9 protein-coding genes are annotated in these 18,117 nt (G+C 61.9%); 2 read left to right on the top strand and 7 right to left on the bottom strand.

The features are described from left to right. Positions 1–63 precede the first annotated feature (63 nt). Positions 64–669, bottom strand: a complete 606-nt coding sequence (locus L3X40_RS00355; RefSeq protein ID WP_237363760.1) for a hypothetical protein — start codon at positions 667–669, stop codon at positions 64–66. A 67-nt stretch (positions 670–736) separates the two neighbouring features. Beyond that, on the bottom strand, positions 737–1,630 hold the full coding sequence (locus L3X40_RS00350) for a universal stress protein (RefSeq protein ID WP_092958532.1): 894 nt from the start codon (positions 1,628–1,630) through the stop codon (positions 737–739). 260 nt (positions 1,631–1,890) lie between these two features. On the opposite strand from L3X40_RS00350, the gene L3X40_RS00345 reads away from it, so the two are divergent. Both L3X40_RS00345 and L3X40_RS00340 read left to right on the top strand, forming a co-directional pair. Next, positions 1,891–2,124, top strand: a complete 234-nt coding sequence (locus L3X40_RS00345; RefSeq protein ID WP_174521634.1) for a type II toxin-antitoxin system Y4mF family antitoxin — start codon at positions 1,891–1,893, stop codon at positions 2,122–2,124. Continuing rightward, the gene (locus L3X40_RS00340; protein WP_092958534.1) at positions 2,121–3,386 is read left to right on the top strand and encodes a type II toxin-antitoxin system HipA family toxin; all 1,266 of its coding nucleotides are present in this window, start codon (positions 2,121–2,123) and stop codon (positions 3,384–3,386) included. The genes L3X40_RS00345 and L3X40_RS00340 overlap by 4 nt, the downstream gene beginning before the upstream one ends. A 222-nt stretch (positions 3,387–3,608) precedes the next feature. Here the strand turns inward: L3X40_RS00340 and L3X40_RS00335 are convergent, their stop codons facing one another. The 5 genes from L3X40_RS00335 to L3X40_RS00315 all read right to left on the bottom strand — a co-directional run bounded on the left by L3X40_RS00335 (position 3,609) and on the right by L3X40_RS00315 (position 18,004). Beyond that, complete coding sequence (locus tag L3X40_RS00335; RefSeq protein WP_092958536.1) at positions 3,609–5,024, bottom strand: ISNCY family transposase; 1,416 nt, start codon at positions 5,022–5,024, stop codon at positions 3,609–3,611. A gap of 203 nt (positions 5,025–5,227) precedes the next feature. Next, entirely contained in the window at positions 5,228–6,028 is an 801-nt protein-coding gene (locus L3X40_RS00330) for an HNH endonuclease (protein WP_092958538.1), read from the bottom strand. Next, complete coding sequence (locus tag L3X40_RS00325) at positions 6,025–10,092, bottom strand: Eco57I restriction-modification methylase domain-containing protein (RefSeq protein ID WP_092958540.1); 4,068 nt, start codon at positions 10,090–10,092, stop codon at positions 6,025–6,027. Before L3X40_RS00325 ends, L3X40_RS00330 begins: the two co-directional genes overlap by 4 nt. Continuing rightward, positions 10,092–12,893 carry a DEAD/DEAH box helicase gene (locus tag L3X40_RS00320; protein WP_175485342.1) on the bottom strand — a complete coding sequence of 934 codons (2,802 nt, stop codon included), beginning with the start codon at positions 12,891–12,893 and terminating at the stop codon, positions 10,092–10,094. Before L3X40_RS00320 ends, L3X40_RS00325 begins: the two co-directional genes overlap by 1 nt. After that, positions 12,890–18,004 carry a DEAD/DEAH box helicase gene (locus tag L3X40_RS00315; protein WP_092958617.1) on the bottom strand — a complete coding sequence of 1,705 codons (5,115 nt, stop codon included), beginning with the start codon at positions 18,002–18,004 and terminating at the stop codon, positions 12,890–12,892. The genes L3X40_RS00320 and L3X40_RS00315 overlap by 4 nt, the downstream gene beginning before the upstream one ends. Positions 18,005–18,117 lie beyond the last annotated feature (113 nt).

Raw genomic sequence — 18,117 nt, 5'->3', positions numbered from 1 at the left:
TTGCCTTCAGTCGGGCTGCTTCAGGCGATCCCCGTCCGCCGTCCGCAGGATGGTGATCGCAATTCAATCACCGAAGAACTGGGGATTGCGAGCGATGAAGCGTCTTGCCCAGTTGTCCAGGTAGGAGGATCGGGCGCGACTGAGATAGCGCCAGCCAGCCACGCTGATCGCGAGCGCGCCGATGGCGTTGACGATGAGATCCCACATTGTGTCGGTGAGGCCAGACGGGTCGCCGAGCATGGGCTTCTGCATGGTCAACCCGAAAGCCTGGTCCATCGTGAACTCCAATATCTCCCAGAGAGCGCCGATCGCCTGGGAGAAGCAGAATGCAAAGACCGCGAGAAATGAAGGCCTCATATGGAGGTCCACATGCCGATCCTCATTGAGGATGTAGACCGTCATGAACCCCTGAAGTCCCAGCAGTAGCCCTGCCGTTGCATGGAGGATCAGATCCCACCACCAAAAGCGCTCGTAATAGTCGCGCACCTCTCCGAGGAAGAGCGCCGCGAAACCGAACAGAATGGCAAGTATCTGTACTTCGGGCGGTATGTGAACGGAAAAGCGGGCTTTCAGCACGATGGGCATCGCCATCGTCAGCATGATCCCGGCCACCAGGAAGACGTGGATCCATTGCTGCTCGATGGTCAGGAGAATGAGCTCCGCTGCCATCACGGACTGTAGGGCGACGAGGATGACGAGATGAGCGAGCCTGGCTCGCCTTTCTTCATCTCGCTTGTTATCCCGCATCGTCAGGTGCGTTTCCCTGGATAATGCGTTGCGCTGGTTCGCTCGCCCGGCTGTCCTGTGGAACAAGCAGTACGTCGCATTCAAGGCAGCCGACAAGGGCTCGCGCCGTGCTCCCGAGCATCGCTGTCGCTAGCGCCGAGCGTCCATGGGTTCCAATGACCGCGAGATCGACAGCGTTCGCCTGCACATGGTCGCGCGCAACCTGGCGGACGTCACCATAGTCCACGCTGACATCGAGGAGTGCTTGCGTCGCAGGAGACAGGGCGGTCGCGCTCAGGAATGCGTCCAGCTCGTATGCGATATCCGCCTGTTGCGCCGCGGCAGGGCCCTCGCGACCGCGCAACGTCTCGAGCCGAACATGATACGCGTGCAGGAGCGTGATTGCCGCCGTCGGGAACAGGTCGACCGCGGTTGTAAGCGCAGTTCTTGAGCATTCCGAAAAATCCGTGGCCGCCATCAACTGCCGATACTCTGCTTCCGCGCGGCCCTTGACGATCAGGAGCGGCAAGCCTGCCCGCCGTGCCAAGCGTTCGACCGTGGTTCCAATGAGGAAATCTCCGAGCTCATCCTTGCGGGAAATGCCCGTGACGATGAGCTCGACCGAGAATTCGGCAGCGACATCGAGAATGGTCGAAGTGACATCGCCGAACGCGACCCTCGTGCAAATCGCAATATTATCGTCTTGCACTTCGCTCTCGAGCTTCGCCTGGGCCCGATCCATGGCTTCTTCGCGATCCCAAGGTATCGTCGCATCGTTCTCGAGGACGTGAAGAAGCACTAACCTGGCGCCCCAGGCGCGTGCCAATAGCACCGCCCGGTCGCGGGAGCGATCGCACCGGCCGGTAAAGTCGGTGGGCAGCAGGATAGTTCGTGGCGTGACCATAAATTCAACCGAGGAGACAAGCAGGTACCATGGACGGGAAGGTATCAGCGGTCGTCGACGTCTGCAAAGGGACTTGCATCAGCTTGTCTCAACTTCAGGATATGGGCCGGTTCGATTGCGGCGCGTGCGCGGCGATATCCCGAGCAGGAAATTTATTAGCTTTCTTGCTGGGATCGGATCAATAATATCCCGATCGGGTAAATTGTGGGTTGAAATTGCATCCAGGACTTAATATTTCCCGACCGGGAAAGTGAGGGGTCGTGCTGGACGCAACAACGATCGGGCAGATCGTCCGGAATGAGCGCAAGGAGCTTGGACTTCGCCAGGATGAGCTGGCAGCCGCTAGCGGAGTTGGACTGCGCTTCGTCGTCGATCTCGAGCGGGGCAAGGCGACTGCGCAGATCGGCAAGGTCATCACAGTCCTCGCCGCGCTGGGATGTGAGCTGCAGATCCGGCGGCCGGACGGGGTCGTGCTTGTAGGCCGGCCGGCATGACCCCCGATATCGTCGATCGCCTTGTCATCTGGTCGGATCAGCGCATTGCCGGGGAGCTTGCGCTCGATCGCGGCGGTGCGATGCATTTCACCTATGCTTCCGAATGGCTGGCGGATCAGATAGCAAAACCGCTCTCGCACGCTCTACCGAAGCAGGCGGAGTCGTTCGGCGACGCGCTATGCAAGGCTGTTTTTGGGGGACTGTTACCCGAGGAAGGGCAGCGAACCGCCATCGCGCGGGTGCTCGGCGTATCGCCTGACAATCCGTTTCGTCTGTTGGCGGCGCTTGGCGGGGAGGTCGCCGGCGCACTTGCATTTCTCCCGGAAGGGGAGACGCCGCCCGCTGCACCCGCAGGTGAGCCCGCCCATCCGCTGGATGAGGCTGAGCTTGCGGCCTTGCTTGTTCGTTTGCCTCGTGTGCCGATGCTGGCCGGGGAAGGGGGCGCCCGGCTCAGCCTGGCCGGCGCCCAGGGTAAGTTGCCCGTCGTTCTGATCGATCGTGCCATCGCTATCCCCCGCATCGGCGAGCCATCGACCCATCTCATCAAACCAGAGCCTGACCGCTTTCCCGGCCTGGCAGCCAATGAGGCCTTCTGTCTGGCGCTGGCGCGGGCGGTGGGTCTCGACGCAGCCATGGCGGAATGGCGGGCCGTCGCCGGCAAACCCTATTTGCTCGTGACCCGTTACGATCGCTTTGGCCGGGATAACGGCACAATCCGGTTGCACCAGGAAGATTTTGCGCAGGCACTCGGCGTGCCGTCAAATCGGAAATATGCGAGCGAGGGTGGGCCGACGTTCCGCGATGGCTTTGCGCTGGTACGCCAGGCCACCACGAGACCCGCACGCGAGGTGCTGAAGCTCGCCGACGCAGCCATCTTCAATCTGATCATCGGCAACGCCGACGCCCATGCCAAGAATTACAGTCTCTTGCGCCGGGATAATGGCCAGGTGGTGTTGGCGCCGCTCTATGATCTCGTGGCGACCCATATGTGGCCGGAACTCTCGGCAAAGCTCGCCATGCGGTTTGGGCGCGCGCCGATCCTCGAGGATGTGGATGCCGAGAGCTTTGCCCGCTTCGCTGAAGATGCGGGCCTGGCTCTTCCGTTCCTGCGCCGGCGCGCAGCGGCGATGGCCGCGGGCATCCACGGCGCCATCGTCGATGGGATCGAGGTGCCGGGGTTAGCGGATATGTCATACCTTGGCGGGCTGCCGGCGATTGTGCTCGACCGTGCTGAGCGGTTGGCGCTCAAGAGCAAGTTGTGAAAGTGTCAGATATACAACCAATTGATATAAAACGATATGTTCCTGCCGGATAGAGAAGGCACTTTCTGTCCCCGATAGAGATGACACCCTTTGAGGATAGCAGGGGCTGCGTGGAGCCCTCGGGATAGCGCAGCGCAGACCCTGCTGAGAGCGCGACATAGAGGGGAAGGGCACGGACCCGCTGCGCAGGCAGCGGGCTCGGTCAAAGCCGATCAAACAGTCTCAGCGGGCCTTCACAAACTCCAGCGTGCCGCGCGCCTGCAGCTCGGCCCGGCTGAGCCGTGGACCGCGCTTGAGTTTTGGGCCGCCCACGCGACGGCGATCGACCTTTACCGGTGCCTCCGGCTCGGGGAACAGATGCGTGGGCTGGTCACGGCGGGCAGGGGCATTGTTATTGCGCTGCCGATGATGTGGCGCAATCGCCTGGATCTCCTTCGCCAAGACCAACGCTGCGTCGAGATGCTTGTTGTCGACAATCGCCGGTTGATTGATCCGAGGCATTTTGTCGAACAGTCGATAGGGAAGCACGCGCCCCTCATGGCGGATCTCGACCTTGCCATCTGGATATTCGCAGACATCGACCCGCTTGCCGGCCAGCGCCCTACTGATGTCATTCGGTTCGAGAATGAACAGCACCTTGTTATAATGCAGTGTCAGCGCCGACGTGACCGTCCGCTGTTCGCGCCAGACCATGACGGCGCCCAAATCATCCCGCGGTGCCAGAGGCCGGTGCAGATCATGACTGTTCGCTGCCGGGCGGGCGAAGCGCGCATTATGTGTCGTCTGGTAGCTGCTCAAAAAGGCATTGGCTTCTCGGATTGAGGAGATTCCCTCCAGTCGCATCGCCTTGACGAGCCGATCCTGCAATGTGCCGTTCGCACGTTCTACCCGACCTTTGGCCTGTGGCGAGTTGGCGCAGATAATCTCGATGTTCAGCGCGTCCAGCGCGCGCCCGAAGTGCGTCATGCCATCGCCCTTCGCCGTGGCCCTGGGGTTGCGGAAGACCGTGTGCTTGTCGGAATAGAAGGCCACCGGCTTACCGTGCCGCTCGATATATTCGCGCGTCGCTTCCATGTAGGAAAAGGTGCTCTCGCTCTCGACCATCTTGAGATGCATCAGCTCGCTGGTCGCGTCGTCAATGTAGACGAGCAGCGTGCAGCGCGGACCGCGATCCTCGAACCATTCATGATCCGAACCGTCGATCTGAATCAACTCGCCACGGCACTCCCGCCGATGGCGGGGCTGATAGGGGCGCGAACGACGAGCGGCGCGATCCTGCCAGATACCCGCCTCGATCATCATCTGCCGCAGCGTCTCACAGCCGACCGAAATGGCGTGACGCTCCGACAGATATTCTCGGGCCAGGGTCGGTCCGAAATCCGCATAATGCGCGCGGACCAGCGATAGGATCTGCTCGCGAAAGGCATCGCTGTGACGCCGGTTGCTGGGCCGGCCACGCTTGCGCGACACCAGGCCTGAAGCGCCTTCCGCGTGCAGACGCTCAAGCAACCGGAAAATCTGCCGGCGCTTCAATCCCAGCAGCGTTGCCGCGTCCTCGACCCGAAGCGCGCCGCGCTCCACGCGCATCAATGTATCAAAACGCGAAAGCTCGCCATGGCTCATCGCCACCACCGTCATAAGCGCGTCCTCCCGAACTGCCAGGAGGACCATGCCACCAAGCTCTGCTGAGGACGCCCGAGGGTGTCATTTCTATCCGGCGCTTACACGATAAAAGATTGATAATATATCTTATGTTAAATCAAAAAAAGGCTGGCCCTGCAAACGAGGAGGGAGCCCTTTGTCACGCAGAACCTCGCTGCCTACGTTTTCTGCTGTTCCATTCACTCGAAACCAAAGTGCTTTCGATGCCACGCCATCTGGCGATGATGCGCGTTGGTCAGCGGCAAAGGCGCAATCTCGTGTGGCGCAAGCAGGGAAATCACCGCCGGGTCGAGATCTGATCTGATGAGCGCTTTGCCTCCATCATCAAAGCTGACGAGACCAGCATCAAACGCGGCATCCCAGTGTGCGGTGAGCAGCAGGCCGTTGAAAACGTCCAGTCTCTCCTCATCACTTCGGCAACGAGCCCAGGGGACGATATGGCTCGCGCGAAGCAGCGCACGCTCGGAGATGCCCGTGAGCGGGCATTTGTTGTTCCAGTAATCGAGCAGGGCACCCCGGAAATAGCCCTGCCCAATCCGCTCGCGAGTGATCCGTTCGACCTCTGTGTCGCCTAGACTCGCTACATCGGACTCGAACTGGGACAGTGGAAAGGTCGGAAGCGCCCGGGCCAGATGAAAGGCGCGGCTGAGGGCCTGGCGCATCTCGGCCTGATCGGAGAAGGCGAACGCACCACGGAACTGGCCCGGTACGGGTTCCGCCAGGGCCGCTGGAAACTCACCACGTAGCTTTGCGGCGACGCCGGCATGTTCCACTGCGAGGAACCACGGCTCGCCCCCTTCCTCATTGCCGGAGGCGAGTGCAATTTCTCCGGGAATACCATCGTCAGACCGAAAATAGAGCCATCCGTCCGCTTCACCATTTTCCTTGCGGAAGCCGTGGTTATACGCGGCCTGTTGTAGCTCGGAGCGGTAAATCGGGTGGACGGGGCGGCTGCGGACACTGGTGGATCGCGCCATCATCGATACCCATCCAGCCTTGGCCGCATACCCTGCGCCATCAGTTCGTCATAGGCGGCGAGGACAAGGCGCTGCGTACGATATTCGCCATATTTCGCGCGTTCGTTGTTTTGGAGAACGCGGAAGGTTTCGCTGGGGTAGTCGGGACCCATGACGTCCTTGGGGTCGAGCACATACCGCAGCTCGTCGCGGGCGAGGCCGTAGGCGAGGGCGTACCAAGCGTCGAGCTCGGCACGTAGGGTGGCGCGTCCGTCCTCATCCCAGGCAAAGGGCGGGCCCTCATAGCCTAGGTCACGGGCGAAGGGCGCCATGGCGTGGCTGGTGTAGGTCAGCTCCAGTACACGCGGGACAATGAAAGCTAGGTCGGCTTCTGAGTACGCGCTGGGCGGGAGGATGGGGAGTTGTTCGATGAGATAAAAACTCATGTTCGCGCCACCTGCTTTTTGCCGAAGGCAAAGGTCGACAACGAGCGAGTTCCAATTTGCATAAAAGGCAGCAAAAAAATTCGGTGATTTCGCGAGGAACGCAGTGAACAAATTGTCGCCGATACCGCACCGCGGAATCAATACTGCTAACAGTGTGCGCTCGTCAGTTGCGCGGGCATTACGTCGCCAGTTGAATGTCCACCCGCGCTGCCAGTCTCGCTCAGAGAATGAGCTATCAACTTCCGTGGATGGCACCCAATACCATGGATGAACTACATAATCGGGATCTGCAATTTCATGCGACAGCGGGTTCGGCCAACCGGTGCTGACAGGTCTCTCTTCGAGCTTTCCTCCGTCTCCAAAGCGGTGGTTAAACTGGTGGATCATCTTCGCTTCGTAGAGCGGGACGTAGCGTTCGGCCCCATGTGTCGACACCGACAGCGGTTCGGGTGCGAGCGTCAGCGGGGCGAGTAGGTCCGGCGCGTTGCGGGCGACGGCTTCGGCCATGATGGCCTGCATGGAAGAGGCCGGCGCAGGTGCTGTCACTCCCTCCCGCAGCCAGTCCGGACCATCGCGGAAGAAGCCTTCTTCCGTCAATTGCGCGGCCGTGCGGAACAGGTGACTATCGCTGGTCATGTTGAACAGGCCCTGCCGGAACTCCACGCCCCACGCGTTGCCGCCTTCCTTGCCCTCCTCGATCAACACGGGCACGCGGTTGCAAATGCTCGCAGTCAGTTCGGCGTCTCGGCGTGAGCGGAAGACCGGGGCTGTTTTCGTATTCGGATTGATCCGGGCGATTTCCCCCGGCGAGAGGGTGAAGCGGCGGCGCTCATCCTCAAGCTGTGCGGGATCGGTGAGGAAGAAGGCGAAGTCCGCCGACGCCACGGCACTGCCGATGGTAAGTAGACACAACTTGAAGCTGCGGTGGACGCCCGCAAACAGTGGCGCGCTGTTTTCAAAGTCGGTCAGACCGGCAAGCCGTTGGCCGCTCACCAGATGGCCGAAGAAGGGCGCGGTGGTGGCGTCGGTGGCGATGCCGGTTGGCACTATCACCCCTGCCCTGCCGCCTTCCCGCGTCAGGTTCAGGAAATGCTCGGCAAACAGGCCATAGGTGTTAACCTTGCCGCGCGCAGTCAAATCGAAGCGGCCGCTGGCACGGGCAAACTCGTTCATCGCCTCGAACGTGCGCTTGTCGCGGGCGAATTCTTCAAAAATTTCGGGGTGTGACTGTTCAAGCGCGGCAATCGCCTTCTTGCGTGCCGCGCCTTTCATCTCGGCGATTTCGGGAACTCGGCTCTCGAAATATTCCTGCTCGCCAAGCTGGACGACTTCCCACGGCGGATTGCCCAGCACCACATCAAAACCGCGGCGCCCGACAACCACGTCGGGAAACTCTAGCGGCCAGTGGAACGCGCTGGCGGCAAAGGCGGCGCTGTCTATCGCCATGGCAAGCTCCCCCTGCACCGTACCGGTTTGCAGCATGGTTCCGCCAGAAACAGTGTTGCGCAGGTGGGCCGTCGTAGGGACGAGCGGCTTGGCCAGGCTCGGCAGCTTTGGCTTGGGCAGCAGGAAGGCAGAGACATAGATATCGCAGGCCTGCCGCAACGCCAGCCAGTCCGGCGTCTGGCGGATGCGATCGAACTCGGCCGCGCGGGCGGCAACTTCGCGCTGGCTGTTCTCAGTCATGCGATGGAACTTGCTGAACTCGCCCGAAAGCTTACCGGGATCGAAGGCTAGCTTCAGCAGGCCGGCATCACGCTCACTCTTGTTCAGTTTGCGAAGGCCGCTGGCAGTTTCCTTGTCGTCCCCTGTCAGTGGCTTGTAGGCTTCATCCGGAATGCCCTCTTCCAGCGCAGCGAAATCGAACACGCCCAGCAGCGCGTCGCCACAGCGTATGTTGCCGTCAAGAAAACCCAAAGGCTGCCCCGGGGACACGGATTCTATCCACAGCGCCACCTTGGCGAGTTCGACCGCCATGGGATTGCGATCAACGCCGTGGATGCAGCGGGATATGACATCGCGCAGCGCGGCCTGCGTCTCTTCCTTGCCGGCGTCTTCATTGCGCAGCTTTGCCACCCGGTCAGCCATGCGGCGGGCGGCACCAAGCAAGAAATGGCCCGATCCGCAGGCCGGATCAATCACCCGTAGATCAAGGATAGCGGCGACTTTATCCTCGGCTGTATCGGCGCCATCTTCGGCCTTTTGCAGCACCGGATCGAGCGCGGAATCGAGCAGCGTTTCAACGAGAGAATCCGGCGTATAATAGCTTCCGCTGGTCTTGCGGTCATTGCCCTTGGCGCCGCTGTCGAGGGTGAAAGCGCCATTTGGTTCAAGGCGAGGACGGATTTCGAGCAGGCTTTCGTAAACGCTGCCCAGCTCTTCTGTTTTGAGGTCGCGCCAGTTGATGCGGTGCGTCACGCCATCCTTGCGGATGAAGCCAAGACAGAAGATCGCGGACAGAAAGCGGCGGTTGGGAATGAGCGCATCGTTCAGCGACGGCGTTTCGCTCTTCGCGAATAAGCCGCCGAGAGCAGGTAGGCCCAGCAATTCCTGGCCATGTTCCAGACTGGAAAGCGTGACTTTCATCGCCTCCCACGCATCGAGGTGCCCATCGCGGGCGACGCGGCGACGCGAGCGTTCGCGCCAGAAGGTGAAGGAATAGCTGTCGGCATAGAGGCTGCGTGCCGCCTGCGGCGTGCGGCGAGGGTGCAGCAGATCGCGGTCCTCGGCCACGGCAAGGAAGATCAGGCGATAGACGGTGCGGAGAAGCTCCCTGAACAGCGATTGCAGAGGGAGTGCACCGGAGCGGATGCGTTCAACCAGCTCAGGATTGGCCTCTACCAACCCCTGACCTAGTTCGGACAGCGCATCTTCGACGTTACGGCGCAGATCGGCGCGGGCCTGGATGCCCTGTTTCATCCCCTCTTCGCGCCAATGTTCCAGGGGGCTTTCAGAAGGCGGCGCGCCCGCTGCGCCAAAACGGGTGGCGTGAGCGACCAGCCACCATGCAGTGAAGTCAGCGAACATCTCGTCGCGGAACATCGCGCCAAGGTCCGCCTCGATCCATGCCGGTCGGGTCAGACTGGCATTGTCGCGCATCAGGCGCACGCGGTCGCCGGCAAAGACGAGGCCCCACAGTGCATGGTCTGTGGCGTTGAGCCAGTCCTGCAACAGTGAAACAGGGCTACGGCGCGGGCGTCCGCCCTCCCCGTCCCCGAACTCGGGCTGCGCTTTGTTGAAAGCGTCGGCGCCGACGACCGGCGCGGCGACGACGACGGGAACACGGCCATCCTTGGCCTCCCAGGCCAGGCGATAGCGGCGGGTGCCGTCCTGATGCTCGACCGGGCCGGCAAGATCGGTGAAGCCGAAGCACTGGGTTAGCAGGTCATGCGCGAACTGTGCGGTTTGCGTGACAGTGGGCGCATCGATCCGGTCATAGTCTTTCCAGATATGCTGGCCGATGCGGAAATAGCGCGAAATCTCATCGCCGAGGCCGGTGCCCTTGGGGCAGCCATAGCTGTCGGCGGTTTTAGCGGTGCGATCGGCAGCGACGATCTTCTGCACCTGTTCGGGAGCGATCAGCCCGCCCTCGATGGTGACGGCGACAAGGCCGAGTTCGGCGGCTCTGGTGGAACGGGCCATCAGTTCGCCTCCGGCACGAGGACATAGAGGCCGATCACGTCGGCGGGTAGGACGGCTTCGACGTCGGTGGTGGCCCCCTCGCCCCGTGTGGCGAACTTCACGCGGTCATGATCCTCTGAAAGCCGGGCCGCACGATCCTGGGCATAAGCGCTGATCGCGACATCATATTCGGGCAGGCGGGTTAGCGCCTGATCGACCTGCCTTGCGATGACGGGCGGCGCGATGTCGCCGCTGGCATCGGGTTCGAGCAAAGCCAGGGCGTCGGGGCCTTGTGCGATGGCGGTATTGTCGCCCATGGCGAAAGCCAGCGCGGTGGCTTCTTCGGCCAACAGTGTCTTTCGACCGCTGGTCGTCAGCTTGAAGCGCAGGCGCAGCAACAGGACGGTGGTGAGTTTGCTCACCGCCGTAGAGCGCCAGGCACCGCAGCGGCCGAGCGTGGCCTTGCCTTCGACACCGCCGGGATCGAGCGCCCCTTCGGCCATGGTTTCGGCGAGCATGGCGACCAGCGGATGCGTGCGGCCGACATGGGCCACATTGGGTTGCAGCTTGTCGGCAAAGCCAATCGCACGCGTGCCCGTCAGATTGCGGGCCGCAAGGCGCTCGCCAAGCTGTTTCGGCAAATCCTCATAGCTGACCCGGTAGTGGCTCCCGACCGTACCGAGCGGCGTATCGATGCGCGCCAGTGCCCGGCGGGTGAACCGCTCTACTTCATCGGGGCCGCCGAGAAGTTCGCGCAGTCGGTGCCATTCGGGGAGAACTTCGTCGGGCTTGAGCGCGGCCTGGGCATAGCGCGTCTGGCTTTTACGCGCGTTTTCCTCCGCGTCCTTCCACTCCATTTCAAGCCGTTCCTCGGCGTCGCCGAAATCGAACAGTCCCTGCGCGCGCGGTTTGCTGGAATGCAGCAGCATCGCCTGCATCAGCGCGTTGGAGACACTAGCGGAATCCTCCGGCACCGGCACGATCACGCCAGTCGCCTGTTGGATGCGCTTCATCTTCTCGGTGATGACCTTGATGACCGCGCCGTCGATGATCGAGTTTGAGCCGAACATCATCACCGACCAGACCGTATCCTCGGGCTGCCCAAAACGATCGACGCGTCCGTCGCGTTGCTGGTGCCGTGTCGGATTCCAGTTGAGATCGTAATGGATCACTGCGTTGAACAGCGACTGGAGGTTGATCCCTTCGGACAGACAATCGGTGGCGACGAGAATGCGATTGGGATGATCCGCCATCGCCTCGACGCGCCCACGCCGCTCCTCGGGCGTCAGGCGGCCCGTGACGATTTCAACTTCGTACTTCCTGAACTGGGCGCGCAGCGCTTCACCGACAGCTTCGGCCGTTGTGATGAAGCGGCAGAAGATGACTGGCCGGGCATCCTTCTTGGCGGTAAGGTCTTTCACCTGCCGGACGAGTTCGCGAAATTTGGGATCATCATCAAAGCGGGCCGCCAGCCCTTCCGCGCGCGTGATGAGGGCTTTCAGCTCGGCCAGCTCCTCGCGGTCCAGTGCAGTCGCTGGTTCAATGTCGGTGTCGGCCAGCTCATCACCGTCGTCATCAAACAGCACTGGCGCGAGCGCGGCTTCCTCCGCCATGCCCCCGAGCCGATTGCGCAAGGCGCTGAGGGCTGCCGCCGGCGACGAGCCGATGCAGCGCATTAGTGCGAGTGTTCCCCAGAAGGCGAGCCGCCGCGCCCGTTCCCCATCGGCACGGGTTGCGACACCAAGGCAATATTCCAGCACGTCCTCCTGGAAGTTCTGGAAATCGCCGGTCAGCGTATAGGGCGCATCCGCTTTCATCGACTTCGCAAAAGCGCCCGCATCCCCCCACTTGTCGGCAATATCGGGGCGGCGACGCTGGACAAAGTGTTTGGCGAGCCGGTCTGCATAGCGGCGCCGTGCGTTCTGATCGCCCGCCTCGGGTCCGTCCGCGAGGTCGCCGTGCAACAGACTGAGCAGGCGCGCATAGGCATCCTGATTGCCGCTATGCGGGGTCGCAGTGAGCAGGAGCAGGTGGCGCGTGGCGTCTTCCGCGAGCCGTTCGAGCAGAGCGTAGCGTTGCTGTGTGCCCTTCTCGCTACCGCCGACGCAGGTGTGGGCCTCGTCAACGATGATGAAGCCAGGACAAGCCTGAGCGAAGCTTTCCCGCCGGCTGTCGGCCTTGATGTAGTCGAGGCTGACGACGGTGTAGGGATAGACGCCGAAGATGGTGTCGCCGAGCGCCAATCCGCGTTCCAGCGAACGGGCGCGAGCCGATGTGACGGCTACAGCATCAATGTCGAACTTTTCCGCCAGCTCGCCGACCCACTGATCCACGAGATGCGGCGGACACAACACGGAGAAGCGCTCGACCTCGCCCCGGTCGATCATCTCGCGCAGGATCATGCCCGCCTCAACGGTCTTTCCGATACCAACGTCATCGGCAATGAGCAGTCGCTTCACGTCGAGCCTCAGCGCCATGAGCAGGGGGACGAGCTGATATGCGCGCGGCTCGACGCCCAAATGCGCGGCGCTGCGGAAAGGCCCTGCGCCGCGACGGAGAGACAGGCGCAGCGCATCGGCCAGCAGACGGGCGGCGTCCTGCGTATCGGGATGATCCGCCGTCGGCAGATCGAAGGTGGCGGGACGAACGGGCATCCGTTCAAGGCTGGGGGCGATGATGATGGCGTCTTCTTCGGACCCCGAAAGGGGCCGCACGCGAACAAGCCCCTCATCCGGCTTACCAAGCACGATCCATTCCCGCCCACGGGCCTGGATCAAATCGCCCGTCTGGAGCTGACCAGTCTGGAAGGCGGGCAGGTTCATGCGGATACTCCGAGCGCCGCGGCAAGGTCAGGCGGCATGGTTTCGTCAGGGGTTGCCGGCAGCGCGATCAAGTCGCGGCCAATTTCGGCGCAGCGCGTCACCAGTGCTGGCGGCGGCGCACCGGGCACGGCCATGACCATCAGCCCCGGCCAGCAAAGATGATAGGTCTCGCCGCCAATGGTTTCCGTGGAGGGCGTCGGCGCTCCCCACTGCGCCAGCGCCGCCATCCATGGATCATGAGCCCCGGCACCGGCGGGAGCATCGGCAGGCCAGTCATTCTCGCTGCGCGCTAGCCGATCGAGCACGTCAATCACCGCAGGATCGCGCCGGTCGATCAGTTCATGATCCGGTTGGTTGTAATAGGACAGCAGGCAGCGGTAGCAACCGGCAACACAAGGTTCGTTGGCCTCGACCAGCTCGCCGTTGTCGCGGCGGTAATGCATCAGGTCGAGCGCCACCTCCGCGACGCGATGCCAGCGCTCAGCGCCGTCCATCAGCCGCTTGAGAACCCCTGCCCCGCCTTCGGATGCCTCATAGAAGAGGATCGCCTTGCGATCGTCGCGGGTCGGTAACGGCTCGCCCAGAAGCTCGCCGGTTTCCAGGACATGCTCGGTCTCTATGGCGCGGATCAGGGCGTGCTGGAGGGTCGCCATCTGCGCTTCTTCAAGGCCGAGCTGGCGATCGAATTGCAGCAGCAGTGCGTTCTTCGTGTCCTCGACCAGAGGCACGATGGTTTGACGAATGGCGCTTTTGGGATCGTCACCCTCATCCTCACCTTTTGTCTCATTCTTGAGCCAGCGGCCCGAAATCGTGTCGATGTCGAAGCCAGTATCTTCCTTTTTGGCGCGGCGGCGAAGGCCGAGATTGACGCGCGATACGCGCGTCTGTGGTCCGTAGCGCAACGCCGCCAGCGGGCTGTCGTCGGACTTCAGCAGAAGCTGGTCCTGGCGCATCGGTTCCCACTCGAAAATCGTGCGGATTTCAAAGCCGCGGCGCTGCCGATCCTCGTCATTGGCCGTAATGCGCGCACCGGGAACGGCATCGACATTCTCGATCCGATAGAGTCTGGAAAGCCGTCCTTCCTCGGTCAGCACATCGCCGCAGGCAATGCAGCGTTCCTGCGTTTCCACGCTATGGGCCGCGCCGCAGGAATGACAGCATCGCACAGTCATCGTCGTCAGCTTGTTGTCGGTGGTCCGCGTTGCGGCAGGCAGCTTGGCGCGATTGCAGCGATAGGCCTTGCCCTCATGATAGACGAGGCTGTTCGGCCCGAACTCCGCGATCGCCAGGAAGCGCGGACGCTGGAGCACCGTCGATGACTTCTCCCCGTCTATGAAGGCGTAGAGCGGCAAGCGCGGGAAATTATAGCCCGGCAGGAAGCCTTCGGTCGCCAGATAGCGATAGGCATAGAAGTCAGAGCTGGTGGACGATGCGCCAGTTTCCAGTAACTGTACCTGACGATCGGCTGCCAGATAGCGGGTTCGCGCCTCTTGGCGTTCCTGCGCTGACAACCCGGTTTGATTGCCGAGTTCACTGGCAGCCTTCCGTTCTTCATGGGCGGAATTGTAGAGTGTCCGCCAGCGCTTGAACGCCGTATTGAATGCCGCTGCCGCGTTGCTCCAGAGCTGGCCGACAAAGTCCGAGGCTTCGCCGATTTCGGCTGCGCCTTCGTGTGGCAGGACCGAGAGGACGACCCGCTCGGCACGTTCACGGGCATCGAAGTCCGCACTGGCCACGGCAAAAGCTTTGTGTAGCCGTTCGCAGACCGGCAGGTCGGTCTCGGTCATATCAAGGTTTTCCGGGATCGACTTGCCCAGCCCCTCCTGCGCGGCAGCGAGCCATTCGGCATGGACATGCGCGGCAAGCAGGTCGCGATTGATAAGGTCGATCGCGGGTGCGCGAACGATGCCGGCGACGAGATCGGTCCGACGCTCGAAATAATATTGGTCGTGCGGACTTTGCGCGGCGCAGTAGGTGATGACCAGCGCGGCCTGTCCGCTACGGCCAGCACGGCCTGCGCGTTGTGCATAATTGGCCGGGGTTGGCGGCGCGTTGCGCAGGTAAACGACATTGAGCTGCGATATATCTACGCCTAGTTCCATGGTGGGTGAGCAATAAAGCAAGGGCAGAAAGTCACGCTTCTCATTGAGAACGCGCGCATCGCCGGCAATTTCCTTCATGCGTTCATGGTCGCTCTTGCCGTACCGGAACCGACACTCACGCATTTCGCGCAGGAGAGAATCGACCTGCGCTGTATGCTCGCGCGCTTCGAAGGCCATGGGCAGCCCGCCAGGTGTGGCGAGACGCGCGGCAACGTCGCTATAGAGCTGGCGGAAGAACGCATTGTCCTGGCTCGGGCTTGGTGTCCCTTCACCTGCACTGAGCTGCAAAGCACTCGGGGCGAGCCGCCAACCGGTGAGCGGACCGGCAGAAAACTGGCGCACGATCTGGTGGCGCGCCGCCGCCATCAGCATCGCTTCGATCAACGGTTCGCGATCGGCAAGCGGCAGCGCCCCCGCCAACTTCGCCAATTCTTTGGCAAGGCCGCTCCGCGCAGAAACCCGGATAATCCTATCCGCTTTGCCGCCCTGTGTGCCGAGCACAAGCGTCGTTTGGCACACAAGATCCTTATTCTCTTCTTCCCGGCTGATTGCCCAGGGATCTTTGAGAAGCTGGCGGGATTTCTGCGCGACCTGCTCGATCTCATTGAGATCGAGCGCATCGACGGCAACGGCGAGGCCTTGCCGCATGGCGTCGAACACCAGACGAAACATTTCGCGCCGAACGTCACTGGAAATTTGGGAAAGCAGCTCGAAGCCACGGCGCTGGCCGTCATTGAGCTGTTCCTGGTCCATGCCGGCGCAGGCGCGATCGTCGCGGGCGAGCATGGTGATGCCCGGATATTCGACGCGCAGCAGGTCCAACTGATTGAGGTTGGGATTGGTATAGCGCCAGCCCCGCCGCAGATCGTTCCAGAGGCGATAGGCCAGCACGCGGTTTACCGCCTTCTTGGCCTCGTCCAGCGCTGCGAAGCTGGCCGGGTTCGGATCGAGCATCCATTCCGCGCGGCGATCGACGCTTTCGGGATCGAAACCGAGCGCGCGGCGCAGGGCATCGCCAAATTGCTCATGGCTTAGACCGTCTTCACCTGCCTTGAGGACAGCGCGCAGCATGGCGCCGCGCAGGAGCGTTACGAAGATAAAGTCGTTGAAGTGTCCGGCCTGGAGCGCGGCATCCTGCCGGTTATCGGTGAAGCCGAGCAGCTTGCGGCGATGCTTCTCAGACGGGATGTGGCCCCGTTCCATCCAGTCGAGGGCAACCGACGTGATGAGCGTTGTGGCTGAGCTGCGACCTTCCGCCGAGAGGCCCGCCAATTTGTTGATGTCGCGAGCGCCTGGCGGCGGCTGATTGCGGCAATGCGGACAGAAGCGGAATTTACCGGGGAAGAACCACGAGCGAACGCCATGCTCATCGCGCCGCCCGTTAGCGCCCAGCATCATCAGGCGGCCGTCATGCTTGCCGCGATGTGAGGATTTGAGCCGCGGTTCGCCCGATGCCGTCAGCTCGATCCAGTCATCAGGATAATCATCAATGGATCCGGCAAAATTCAGATCACCCTTGGCGTCGGGCACGAGAAACCCGTGCTCCGCCCCGCTTTCATCAACCCCGTCTCGTGGGGTCTGATCGATCGGACGTGCGATGACGGCGCCATCATCGTCAATGGTGACGCTATGCACCTCCTGTCCGCATTCGCGGCAGAAGAAGACCGGATAGAGGCGGGCCTCGCTATTGTCGCGGTCGAACTTTTCCGCCGCCAGCGCCACCCGCCGCTTTCCAGCAGCTTCGAGCGTCGCATGTGCGTGGCCGGCGCCGGACAGGAAGCGATGCAGCTTGAACGCCATGAAGGCCTGGTCGCGCTCATCCTTGAAATCGCTCATGGCGATCAGGCGGTCCTGGAGGGCCGTTCGGCAGGCTTCCGCCTCGATCCCCGTCTCTTCGGACAGGCGGTGCGATGCATCAGTGAGGGTCGAAGGCTTCGCCCGCTTCAGCGTTTCGCCGACCTCAAGACCGATATTGGTTTCTATCCAGATCGCGAGGGGATCGACCTTGAACGCCTCTGCCGTGGATGGAGCGTCAGCGGAGTTGACGATCGCAGATTTCAGGGTCGCCTCGTTGGCGATGCCTTCGGTGCAGCGCCTCAGGCTTTCGGTGATGACATCATCCGGATGCACGGGGCTGCCGAAAAGTGTTGTGCCGACAGACGCCACCGCCTTGCGGCCCGCATCCTCATCCCCGGACGCCATGGTCGCCGAGGTGCCGACGCAGAGCATTTTCTTCGCTCCCATGCGTTCGCGCACTCGTCGCACCAGCAGCGCAACATCCGCCCCCTGTCGGCCGCGATAGGTATGGAGTTCGTCGAGAACCAGAAACTCCAGGCCCGCCATATTGGCGATAACCTTCTGGTCGAGTTCGTCCTGCCGGGTCATCAGCAGTTCGAGCATCATGAAGTTGGTGAGAATGATGTCCGGCTTTTCCTCAGCCACGCGCTTGCGCTCGGCTTCTTTCTCCTGGCCGGTGTAGCGGGCGAACGTTGGCTTCATCCCATCGGAAAGGCCGCACTCCCCGATGAACTTCTCCAGCTCCTCCTGCTGCGAATTGGCGAGCGCGTTCATCGGGTAGATGACGATCGCCCGCGTGCGCTGGGCCTCGCCGGCGCGGCGCGCCTTCAGGATGCGGTCAATGATCGGCACGAAAAAGCATAGCGACTTGCCCGAGCCGGTGCCGGTGGTGACGATATAATTTTTGGCTTGGAGCGCTTTCATGAGCGCTTCGTCCTGATGGCGATGCAGGTTGATCGGGCTGCGCCCGGCTCCCACGGCGAACACCTTGGGTAAATCTGGATCAACCACGCCGTCCTTGGCAAGATCGACGAGATCGCGGCCTTCGAGGAAATGGGGGTTCAGACCGATCAGGGGTTCGGGCCAGAATTTCTGCCCGGCGTAAATCGCGTTGACCTGTTCGCTAATGTCGTCTGCGCGGATCGAAGTGAACGAACGCGCGAAATTTTCATAACGCTTTATTAGGTCAGTATCGAGATCAAAAACGTTCACGCGTCCCCCTCGCGACATGGCAATCAAGTTTCAGCCAAAACAGCACTTTCCTGTATTTTTCGATACTTAAATTATCATCGCCTTTGTCATTCTCGCATGCCCGTACTCGTGAA

It is taken from the genome of Rhizorhapis sp. SPR117 (assembly GCF_021742065.1).
The sequence above is the reverse complement of the archived record's forward strand: the minus strand, read 5'-3'. Positions and strand labels throughout refer to the sequence as shown.

Excerpts from the sequence above, each read along its gene's own strand:
- L3X40_RS00355 (WP_237363760.1), bottom strand. The coding sequence starts at position 669 with ATGGCAGCGGAGCTCATTCTCCTGACCATCGAGCAGCAATGGATCCAC.
- L3X40_RS00350 (WP_092958532.1), bottom strand. The coding sequence starts at position 1,630 with ATGGTCACGCCACGAACTATCCTGCTGCCCACCGACTTTACCGGCCGG.
- L3X40_RS00340 (WP_092958534.1), top strand. The coding sequence starts at position 2,121 with ATGACCCCCGATATCGTCGATCGCCTTGTCATCTGGTCGGATCAGCGC.
- L3X40_RS00335 (WP_092958536.1), bottom strand. The coding sequence starts at position 5,024 with ATGACGGTGGTGGCGATGAGCCATGGCGAGCTTTCGCGTTTTGATACA.
- L3X40_RS00330 (WP_092958538.1), bottom strand. The coding sequence starts at position 6,028 with ATGATGGCGCGATCCACCAGTGTCCGCAGCCGCCCCGTCCACCCGATT.
- L3X40_RS00325 (WP_092958540.1), bottom strand. The coding sequence starts at position 10,092 with ATGGCCCGTTCCACCAGAGCCGCCGAACTCGGCCTTGTCGCCGTCACC.
- L3X40_RS00320 (WP_175485342.1), bottom strand. The coding sequence starts at position 12,893 with ATGAACCTGCCCGCCTTCCAGACTGGTCAGCTCCAGACGGGCGATTTG.